Raw genomic sequence first — 11,464 nt, forward strand, 5'->3', positions numbered from 1 at the left:
GTCACTCTTTCCCCCCTTCGAGCGGTTTCACCCTGTCGGCAGGATCGTAGTCCATCGGTTCGAGGTTCACGGACTGCCCGGCATAGCGCGCGATGCGGCTGAGGCTGAAGAGCATCAGCATCACCGCACCCAGCACGGTCAGGAACACGCCGAGGTCGAAGAGCGCGGCGGTCGCGAGCTCGAATTCCTCGATGGGCGGGAACTCGAAATACCCGAAAGCCGAGGTCAGGAACGGTTTTCCGGCCAACCACGACCCGGCCCCCGTCAGCCCCGCGATGACCACGCCGAAGCCGATCATCGCGTGATATTGAATACGCTGGCGCGACTGTGTCCAGGCAAAGCCCGAGGCCATGTATTGCATGAGCAGCGCAATCGCGATGACCAGACCGGCGACGAACCCGCCCCCCGGATAGTTGTGGCCGCGCAGGAAAATGTAGATCCCGACCATGACGGCGATGGGCATCATCACACGGGTCGCGACCACCATCATCAGCGGGTGGCGGTCCCGCGACAGATCGCGCGTGAAATCGGTGTTGCGCAGCTTGCGCCCGGCGGGGCCACCCAAAAGCGCCTGCATCAGCGCGTATATGATGAGACCTGCGATCCCCAGCACGATGATCTCGCCGTAGGTATCGTAACCGCGGAAATCGACGAGGATCACGTTGACCACGTTGTTGCCACCACCGCCCGCATAGGAGTTGTCGAGGTGGAAGCCTGAGATCGTATCGACGTCGCGGCGCATGAAGGCATAGGCCAGCGCCCCCACACCCGTGCCCGCGACAAGCGCGACGACCCCGTCGGCGATCTTCTTGCCGACGCGCGTTTCCCTTGGCGTCTCTTTCGGAATGAAATGCAGCGCCAGCAACAGCAACATGATGGTCACGGTCTCGACGGAAATCTGCGTGAGCGCGAGGTCGGGGGCAGAGAGATAGACGAAGCCGGCCGACACCATCAGCCCGATGATCGACAGAACCACGAGGGCGCGGAAGCGGTTGCGATGGAACAGCACGACCGAAGCGGCGCCGACGATCAGCAGAACGAACCCAAGACCGACGAGCGGCGGAACCGGCAACATCTCGCGGCTGGGCGCGGACATGCCGCCCCCGGTCCACGCGGCGTAGCCCAGTGCGACTGATGCGACGGTGAAGATCGCGAGGTAACGGGTGATCGACCGATTGTGCGTCACCTCTGTGATCCAGCGCGTCGCGCCGACCAGCAGCGCCAGCAGCTTGTCGAAGATCACCTTCGCCTCGGGGCGCGGTGCCGTGATCCACACCCGGTCGAGCGGGCGGTGGATGAGCAGCAGAACGATCCCGCCACCGATGGCCGCGAGCGACATGAACAGCGCCGGGGTCACGCCATGCCAGATTTTCAGATGCGGATGCAGCGCCTCTCCCGCCACCGCCGAGGCCGCGACCGCGACGAGGTTGTCGGCGAGGAACGGCATCACGCCGATGGCGACCACCAGCACGACAAGCAGCGCGGGGGCCGCATACATGCCGAAGGGCGGATCATGCGGCTTGTGCGGATAGTCGTCGCGCACCGGCCCGCCGAAAGTGTGGAAGATGAAGCGCAGCGAATAGGCGACCGAGAACAGCGCGCCGAGCGTGGCGAGCGCGGGCACGATCCACGGATTTTCAAACCAGTACGTATGCGACGCTTCTTCCAGCATCATCTCTTTCGACAGGAACCCGTTGAAAAGCGGAATCCCCGCCATCGACAGCGCCGCTATTGTTCCAATCGTCGCGGTGATGGGCATGAGTTTCGCCAACCCACCGAGCCGTTTGATGTCCCGCGTATGCGCCTCGTGATCCACGATCCCGGCGGTCATGAAGAGCGCGGCCTTGAAGGTCAGGTGATTGATAATGTGAAAGACCGCGGCGACGGCGGCGGCGGTCGTGCCGAAGCCCAGAAGCATGGTCAACAGGCCGAGGTGCGAGACCGTCGAGAACGCCAGAAGCGCCTTCAGATCGTCTTTGAACAGCGCGATGACCGCGCCCAGAACCATGGTTATCAGACCCACGGTCGCGACGATGTAGAACCACGCCTCGGTGCCCGCGAGCGCGGGCCACATCCGCGCCATGAGAAACACGCCCGCCTTCACCATCGTGGCCGAGTGGAGATAGGCCGACACCGGCGTCGGCGCGGCCATCGCGTGCGGCAGCCAGAAGTGGAACGGGAACTGCGCCGACTTGGTGAAGGCGCCCAGCAGGATCAGGATCAGCGCGGGCAGATACCAGTCCGACGACTTGATGAGGTCACCGGAGGCAAGGATGTCGGTCAGGTCGTAGCTGCCCACGATATTGCCGAGGATCAGCATGCCGCCGATCATGGCAAGCCCACCTGATCCGGTGACCGCCAGCGCCATCCGCGCGCCCTGACGCCCCTCGGGCAGGTGCTTCCAATATCCGATGAGCAGGAAGGACGACAGCGACGTCAGCTCCCAGAAGACCAGCAAAAGCAGGATGTTGTCCGACAGGACGATGCCCAGCATCGCGCCCTGAAAGAGCAGCAGATAGGTGTAGAACTGCCCCATCGGATCGTCGCCGGACAGGTAAAACCGCGCATACAGGATGATGAGCAGCCCGACACCGAGGATCATGCCCGCGAAGAGCAGACCCAGACCATCGAGGAAGAAAGACGCCGACAGGCCAAGCTGCGGCAGCCATTCGAACCGCGCCTGTATGACCTCGCCCCGCATCACGTCCGGGGCCAGAATGCCCAGCATGACCAGCGCGAGCACCGTCGGCACTGCTGTAAATGTTGCGCAGGCGTTTCTGCCTGCCCGGATCATCCAGCCTGGAACCAGCGCGCCGATAAACGGCAATAGCGCAATGATTACAAGCAGATTGCTCCCGTCTCCCATCCGTCGTCCCCGTTGGCGGTATGTATTCTTTTTTCGTTTCCTCAAGAAATAGGGGGTCATGGCCCGGAAACCAAACGGATTTCCATGACATTTTCGCCAGCCGGGCCGAGTTGCGGGTTGCAAACCGGCGCGGTTCACCCGTCTGGTTTGTCAAAACTCGCTCTTGCACCCGCAGCATTCGTATTTTTACGTAGGGTCAGGAACTTGAACCCGATGTGCCCCCCCGGTAGTGTCCCGCCGAGTTTGGCGGACGGTCGCCGGGGGAGGAGAGACCATCGGGCCAGCCGCAGGGTCCATCGTTTTCACGAAAGAGAAAGAACGGATATGCAAAAAGTGTACCCCAACGCAAAGGCCGCGCTCGATGGCCTGTTGCGTGACGACATGCTGATCGCTGCCGGGGGCTTCGGCCTTTGCGGCATCCCCGAGCTTCTGATCGACGCCGTGGTCGAAAGCGGCGTGAAGAACCTGACGGTCGCCTCGAACAACGCGGGTGTCGACGGGTTCGGGCTGGGCAAGCTGCTCGACACCCGCCAGATCAAGAAGATGATGTCGTCCTATGTCGGCGAGAACGCGGAATTCATGCGGCAGTATCTGGCGGGGGAGCTGGAGCTCGAATTCAACCCGCAGGGCACGCTGGCCGAACGGATGCGCGCCGGCGGTTCCGGCATCCCCGGCTTCTACACCAAGACCGGCTACGGCACCCAGATCGGCGAAGGCAAAGAGGTCAAGGTGTTCAACGGCGAGCACTACATCCTCGAAGAAGGCATCTTCGCGGACCTGTCCATCGTGAAAGCGTGGAAGGCCGACGACACCGGAAACCTCGTCTTCCGCAAAACCGCCCGCAACTTCAACCCGCCGGCGGCCATGTGCGGCAAGGTCTGCGTGGTCGAGGTGGAAGAGATCGTGGAGCGCGGCGCGCTCGACCCCGACCACATCCACCTGCCCGGCATCTACGTGCACCGCATCATTCAGGGCGAGCACGAGAAACGGATCGAAAAAGTCACCACGCGCAGCCGGGAGGACGCATAATGCCTTGGGATCGTAACCAGATGGCCGAACGGGCCGCGCAGGAACTCGAAGACGGGATGTACGTGAACCTCGGGATCGGTATCCCGACGCTGGTTGCCAACTACGTGGGCGACAAGGACATCACGCTTCAGTCGGAAAACGGGATGCTCGGCATGGGCCCCTTCCCTTACGAAGGCGAGGAAGACCCGGACCTCATCAACGCGGGCAAGCAGACGATCACCGAACTCAACCGCACGTCCTATTTCGACAGCGCCATGTCTTTCGGCATGATCCGGGGCGGCAAGATCGCCGCCGCGATCCTCGGCGCGATGGAAGTGGCCGAGAACGGCGACCTCGCGAACTGGATGATCCCCGGCAAGCTGGTCAAGGGCATGGGCGGCGCGATGGACCTTGTCGCCGGTGTCGAAAAGGTCGTCGTCGTGATGGATCACACCAACAAGGCGGGCGAGACGAAGCTGCTCAAGTCATGCACCCTGCCGCTCACCGGCACGGGCGTCGTCGACCGGATCATCACCGATCTGGGCGTGCTGGACGTGGTCGAGGGCGGTCTGAAGATCGTGGAACTCGCCCCGGACGTGACCGAGGACGAACTGCGCTCCAAGACCGAAGCGACGATCGTCTGAGCGCATCCGCACCGACCGAAAGAAAAAGGGCCCCGCGGGGCCCTTTTTTGTGGCGTGACGCCAAAGATCACCAGAGCAGATCGCCCGACGACACGATGCCGCTGACGTCGATCAGTTGCACCTTTGCGCCGTTCGACAGCGTGACCAGCGTATCGTCCACCGTGCTGTCGCCGTCGGCATCGACGTCGGCCACGCTCGCGATGGTCAATCCGCCAAGCAGGTCGAGGCCATCGACCCCAAGCTCGAAATCGCGGATGGTGTCCACGTCGGTCTCGGTCCCCGGTTCCGCGTCGAAGACGAACTGGTCGGCACCCAAGCCCCCGGTGGCGATGTCGTTGCCGGCCCCACCAAAGATGATGTCGTCCCCGTCGAAGCCCATCAGGATGTCGTCGCCAGCAGCACCGCCAAGGGTGTCGCCCTCGTCGGACCCGAAGATCAGGTCGGCTTCGGAGGTTCCGGCCTGATTCACGCTCTCGGCCTTGACGCCGAGCGTCTTGATCGTGGTGAGCACGATCTCGTCACCCGTCGTCGTCGGGTCGAGGTCGACCGTCACCGACGTGGTGAACGTGTTCGACCTGCCAAGCAACTCGGCGATGCCGGAAATCTCGGCGAGACTGATCGCCAGCCCTTCGGCGGTTGTCGAGAAGTCCGGCAGTCCGGCCAGTTGCCCGTGATCCGTCGCATCCGCGACCAACGACACCGTCGCGTCCGACACCTCGAGCTGGAACAGAGCGGAATTGCCGACGCTGTCGAGCAGATCGGAGAAGGACGAGACGGCAAGGATGGTCCCGTCCGTGTCCAACTGCTCCACGTTGCCCGTCTGGAAATTGCCGACCGCCACGACCTCGGTCGTGACGCCGTAGGCCCGCAAGGCCGTGTCCGCCTGATCGATCCGTGTCTCCTGCGCGGCCAGAGGATACGGCACACCGTCGGTGATGAGGTAGATGAAGTTGTTATCCGAGCTGGCCGTCTGGTCGTAGAACATGCTTGCCGCAGCCAGCATGGCATCGCCCGTGGCGGTGGTGCTGCTGATCCACGAAAGCGTATCCACAAGCGCCGTCATGGTCGAAACCGGGAAGGTATCGGTGAACTCGATCTCGCGCTGGACGGTATTCGAGAAGTTGATGACCGCGAAATCCAAATTCACGCCCGTACCGGTGAATTGCGTGTCCAACTCGGTCATCAGACCCGAGACGGCGTCTTTCGTCAGTTCCCATCCGCTGCTGCCGACGCTGCCGGAACTGTCCATCACGAACATGACGTTCACGTTGGGCGACCCGGAAAGCGACGACAGGTCGACCGAAATCTGCCCGGTGTCAAACACTTCGACCTCGGCGGTCTGCCCGCCCGTCGTGGTATAGGGCCCAACGTCCACCGTTATCGTCGCGGTGTCGGAGGCCGTTCCGTCAGACACGAGCGCCTGGAATGAATCCGACCCCGAGAAACCGCTGTTCGGGGTGTAGACGTAGCTGCCGTCGGGATTGGCCACGATGGTGCCGTTGTCCGGCCCTTCACCCGGCACGAGCGCATAGGTCAGGCTGTCACCGTCGATGTCGAAGCCGCTGAGGGTCGCGTTCAGCGCGACTTCGTAATCGGTCGTCTCCGACTGATCGGCCATCTCCGGCGCATCGTTGACGCCCGCGATCTCGAACGAAACGGTCGCGCTGTCGCTCCCCCCGTTACCGTCGCTTACGGTGTAGGTGAAGGTTTCGACAAGGATATCGCCTGCGGCAAGCCCCTGCATCGCGGCGGCGGGGCTGTAATCCACCGACCCGTCCGGGTTCAGCGCGAGCGTGCCGCCTGCGGTGCCCGTTGGCGACACCGCGACGATCTCAAGCGTGTCGCCGTCGATGTCGCTGTCGTTGCCCAGAAGGTCCGCCGCCGCGAAGGTGATGGGCGTGTCTTCGTCCGCGCCGGTGTCCAGCGCCGTGAAGCTGTCGTTCACCGCATCCGGGTCGTCGTTCGCCCCCACGATCTGCACGGATACGGTGGCCGTGTCGGTCGCCCCGTTCTCATCCTCGATCGTGTAGGTGAAGCTGTCGGTCGCGGTCTCGCCCACTCCGAGGTAATCGAAGGCCGCCAGCGGGTTGTAGAACACGTCGCCCGTGGTCGCGTCGACGACCGTGACCTCTGCCCCCGAGGCGAGCGTAATCGACGGTGCCGCCGAGCCGTTCAGTTCCGTCAGCGTGAAGCTGTCGGTGATGTCGGGGTCGTAGTCCTGCACCGGGCTGATCTGGCCGAGCCGGAACAGGTCCGCGGTGTAGGCGCCGTTCTCCGGTGTGATGAACGCGTCGTCCACGGCGACGGGCCCGTCGTTCTGCCCCGCGATCGAGATCGAGATCGTCGCGGTATCGGTCGCGCCCTGTCCGTCCGACACGGTGTAGGTCAGGATCGGCGCGGTGTAGCTTTCGCCGACGCCCAGCCCGTCGAAGAACCCGTTGGAGCTGAACGCGAACGTGCCGTCAGCATTCACCTGCACCGTCTGGCCGGACAGCAGGATAAGCTCCTGCCCCACCTGCGTGTCGACCCCGTTCACGGCGACGACCGTCAGCACGTCGTTGGCGTCGACATCGCTGTCGGCCCCGGACCCGTTGTCATTGAACACGTTGCCCGTCGCACCGATCTGATCGCCGTTGAACAGGTCGTCCTCGGCCACCGGGCCGTCATTCGCGCCCACGATGGTCACGGTCGCGGTCGCGATATCGGTTCCGCCGTCGCCATCGGTGATCGTGTAGTCGAAGGTGATCGTCCCGGTCTCGCCCACACCCAGTTGTTCGGCCCCGATGAACCCTGCGGTGTCGAGGTCGAGCGTGCCGTCGGCCCGGACGGTCAGGTTGCCAAAGCCCGAGAGCAGCGTCGTTTCACCGGAGAATGCGCCACCGGCGACTGAAATCACGGAAATGCCCGCACTGTCGATGTCGTAATCCTGCGGCGGGGTGGACGAGAACGGTGTGAACAGCGTCGCGCCGACCAGCGCCGCGCCCTCGGCGACCGTGAAGGCGTCGTCGAAGGCCACCGGAGCGTCGTTCACCGGCGCCACATCGACCGAGATGAGCCGGGTGGTCGTCGCCTGATCGCCATTCGCCGTTTCGGTCGCAATCGCATCCACCTGGAACTGGATGAGGCCGAAGGCATCCGGCGGCGGCGTGAAGGTGAGGCCGGGCAAGGATGCAAGATCCGTGCCCTCGATCACCCATTCCGGGCCATCCGCATATCCGATGTTGAACACCGAGCCCGCCGGCATACCGCTGAAGCGCAGCTGAAGCGTCTCGGACCCGTCGGTGTCGAACAGATCCGCAACGAGGCCGAGGAGCCCCGCGGTATCCTCGGTCCCGATGGCGAGCGGTTGAGGCACCACCACCGGGTCATCCGCGACGGGAACGATGTCGATATCGACCGTGGCCGTGTTGGACACCGCAATTCCGTCGGAGATTTCATAGGTGAAGCTGTCGGGCCCCGAGTAATTCAGGTCCGAGGTGTAACTGAAGAACGTCCCGTTGAAAGATACGACGCCATGCGTCGTGTTGATCGTCGTCGGGCCCGTCAGCACCGTTCCGTTGATCGAATAGACGAACGGCACATCCCCGTCCGCGTCGCTGTCGTTCGACAGGAGGCTGAGGGGGATGCCGACCGGGGAATCCTCGTCCGTCGAATAGACGTCGTCATTCGCGACGGGCGCCTGATTATCATCGGCCCCGTTGATGTCGATGGTCAGCGTGGCGGTATCCGTTCCGCCGTTCCCGTCCGATATCGTATAAGTGAAAGTTTCCTGCGCGATTTCGCCGGAAACCAAGGCTTCGGTATCGGAATCCGTATTGTCGAGCGTATAGGTCCAATCACCGTCCGGCCCGATGGCGAGAAGGCCGTAGCGCCCCAGAACGAGTTGCACGAAGGTCGTGACGGGCATGTCCGACCCCGGTTCGCCGGTTCCGGACGACACCTGCACGACGGCGAGCACGTCATTCGCATCCACGTCGCTGTCGTTGGCAAGGATATTGCCCGCGGCACTGTCCTGTCCGACCGGGTCGGCGTAGCCGGCCTCGACCACCGCAGCGCCGGCGTTGTTGTCGCTCACGGCCGAGGGTCCGTCGTTCTGACCCATCACCGTGACCGAGACCGTGGCGCTATCCTGCCCGCCATTTCCGTCGGTCACCGTGTAGGTGAAGGTGTCTACCGCGCTTTCGCCAGCACCCAAGGCCTCGAACTGTCCCGACGGATCATAGGTGAAGGTATCGCCATCGCCGGTCGAAATGACGATGCCCGACGTGCCGGTGGTGTCGATGGACAGAACCTCGATATCGTCGCTGAGATCGACGTCGGTATCGTTTCCGGTCAGGTTGATCGCCGTGGCGACGAGGTCGTCTTCGTTGACGGTCGCGGTGTCGTCATTCGCCGTCGGACCGTCATTCTCGCCAAGGACCGTGATCGTGACCAGCGCGTTGTCGCTGGCACCGTGGTTGTCCTCCATCACATAGCCGATCAGCACGTCGACGCTTTCGCCCGCGCCGAGGTATTCGAAGTCGCCCAAGGTATCGAAGGTGATCTGATCGCCCACGATATCGCCGGTGCCGCCCGGCGTGTATTTGACGCCGCCGATGACCGACAGGGTATCGCCCAGATCGACGTCGGTATCGTTGGCGAGCACCGCGACCGAGATCGAGCCGGATTCTCCCAGCGTGCGGTTGTCGTCATTGGCGACCGGCCCATCGTTCTCGCCTTCGACCGTGACGGTCGCGGTGGCCGTATCGGTCCCCCCGTTTCCATCCGTCACCGTGTAGTCGAAACTGTCGATGTAGGTCGCGCCCACCGCGAGGAAGTCGAAGTTGCCCGCGATCCCGACGGTGACATCCGTCCCGTTGGCATCAACGCTCACGTCGCCCAGCGTTCCCGTGTCGTCGATGCCGAGGATCGACAGCGGATCGCCATCCGGGTCGCTGTCATTGGCGGTCAGGCTGAACGACACATCCACGGTGTCTTCGAGGATCGGCGTTGGCGAGGCCGCGTCGTCCACCGCGACGGGGCCGTCGTTGGTGCCCAAGACGGTGATCGTCACGGTCGCGGTCGAGGTTTCGCCCGCCTGATCCGCGATGGTGTAGGACAGCTCCACCGTGGCCGTTTCACCGACCGCAAGGTCGTTATAGTCACCCTCCGGCGTCCATTCGACCTGATCGCCGACGATGCCGGCCGTTCCCCCGCCCGAGGTGACCGACACGGCGATCACGCTCAGGGTGTCGCCCGCATCCGGGTCGCTGTCGTTGTCGAGCACCGACACCAGCACGGCGTCGTCTTCATCGGTGCTGGCCGTGTCGGCGAGTGCCGTCGGCGCCTCGTTCGTGCCGATCACGGTGACGGTGACGGTCGCGCTGGTGCTGGCGCCGTGGGCATCCACCACGATCACCTCGACATCGACCTCGGCCTCTTCCCCGTTGGCGAGCGCGTTGAAGTCGCTGCCCGGATCGAAGGTCAGCGTCGAACCGACCAGCGAAACGCTGCCCGGCCCGGCGAAGGCGCCCAGCAGGTAGGTCAGCGTCGTCGCGTCGTCGTCGCTGTCCACGTCATCCGCCAGCGCGGCGAGGTCCACATCGACCGGCCCGCCCCCTTCGAAGGCTTCGGCAGTGCCCGCATCCAGCGTGGGTGCGTCGTTTTCACCGACGAGCGTGATCGTCACGGTATCGGTCGCGGTAGCGCCCTGCCCGTCGTCCAGCGTCACCGCGTAGGTCTGCACCAGCGTCTCGCCCATGGCGAGCCCGTCGAGCGCGGCATCGGCGACATCGAAGCTCCACCCGACCGAACCGGCCCCGGACCCCGTGGAATCCGTAAGGAGGATCGCGAAGGCCCCCAGATAGCCCGACGCGCCCGGCACGACCGACACAACATGGCTGTCGTTGAGATCGACATCGGTGAAGTCGATGGACCCGGCGGCGTTCAGCGTCGCGGTCCCCTCGCCCGGCGCACCGTCGGCGATCTCCGTCACGGTGGCGCCTTGCGGCCCGGAGGTGATCGAAATGCCGTCGTTCAGACCTTCGATGGTGAGGTCCGAGGTGATCGTCGTCGTCCCCCCGCTCCCATCGTCGATGACCAGCGTGATCTGCTCCACGACGCTTTCCCCGGCGGACAGGTAGTCGAAGGCCGTGCCCGGATCGAAGGTCAGGTCATAGCTTTGGGCGTCCATACCGCCCGAGGTCGGGATGGGGGTTCCGGCCCCGACCGTGACGGTGCCGGTTCCCGGCTGGCCGTCCGTGTCGGACAGGCTCGCCGACAGGATCGTCGCGCCGGTTCCGCCGATGTCGTAGACCGAGACCGATAGCGTGGTCGTCCCGTTTTCGGGCGCGCTCGCGTCATCGAACACCACGAGCGGCGGGTTCTCCCCCCCGATCTCGAACGTGTAATCGTCGAACTCCAGAATCTCGAACCCGACGAGCGTATCGCAGCCGTCCGGCCCGCGCACGGTGATGACATTGCGCCACCAGTTCGAGTTGATCGTGTAGTCGAGGATCGAGCCTGAGAAGACGGCGGTGTCGGTGCCCGAGCCGCCATTCATGAAGTCGTTGCCGCCGCCGCCTTCGACCCGGTCGTCGCCGCGGTTGCCGTTTATGATGTCCCGGAAATCCGACCCGGTCAGGTCGTCGTCACCCTGACGTCCCACGATGACCTGCCCGCGCGAAGCGTCCGATTTGTCGATGACGTCATCGTGGCGCGTGCCGATCTCGATCTCCGGTCCGCGTCTGTCGTGGTCGGCCTCGCGCCCCCGTGCGTCGTGGTCGTCGTGGCCGTTTCGGGACTGGTGGTGGTCGTCGTCGCGCCGGTTGGATTTGTCGTTTTTCTTGGAATTACTATTGGACTTGCCCATGCGATTTCCCCCCTGAAACGGCATGTTGAAATAAAGTAGCGTTCTAAAAGGTCCGGGACCTGACCCAAGGGTAACCCCAAAAAGTGATTCCCTCAA

Annotated in this window: 4 protein-coding genes; 2 read left to right on the plus strand and 2 right to left on the minus strand. The window is 63.9% G+C overall.

What is annotated here, in order from left to right:
• Position 1 precedes the first annotated feature (1 nt).
• Entirely contained in the window at positions 2 to 2,866 is a 2,865-nt protein-coding gene (locus tag FCT00_RS13480) for a monovalent cation/H+ antiporter subunit A (protein WP_138423440.1), read from the minus strand.
• Positions 2,867 to 3,190: 324 nt separating this feature from the next.
• Between FCT00_RS13480 and FCT00_RS13485 the strand changes: the two genes are divergently transcribed.
• Positions 3,191 to 3,895 carry a CoA transferase subunit A gene (locus tag FCT00_RS13485; protein WP_008330182.1) on the plus strand — a complete coding sequence of 235 codons (705 nt, stop codon included), beginning with the start codon at positions 3,191 to 3,193 and terminating at the stop codon, positions 3,893 to 3,895.
• The gene (locus tag FCT00_RS13490) at positions 3,895 to 4,518 is read left to right on the plus strand and encodes a 3-oxoacid CoA-transferase subunit B (RefSeq protein WP_040884570.1); all 624 of its coding nucleotides are present in this window, start codon (positions 3,895 to 3,897) and stop codon (positions 4,516 to 4,518) included. Before FCT00_RS13485 ends, FCT00_RS13490 begins: the two co-directional genes overlap by 1 nt.
• Positions 4,519 to 4,585: 67 nt before the next feature.
• Here FCT00_RS13490 and FCT00_RS13495 read toward each other — a convergent pair whose 3' ends face one another.
• Positions 4,586 to 11,368 carry an Ig-like domain-containing protein gene (locus FCT00_RS13495; RefSeq protein WP_171042991.1) on the minus strand — a complete coding sequence of 2,261 codons (6,783 nt, stop codon included), beginning with the start codon at positions 11,366 to 11,368 and terminating at the stop codon, positions 4,586 to 4,588.
• Between the last annotated feature and the right edge of the window lie 96 nt (positions 11,369 to 11,464).

The sequence above is a fragment of the Maritimibacter alexandrii genome (assembly GCF_005871115.1).
GTDB lineage: Bacteria > Pseudomonadota > Alphaproteobacteria > Rhodobacterales > Rhodobacteraceae > Maritimibacter > Maritimibacter alkaliphilus.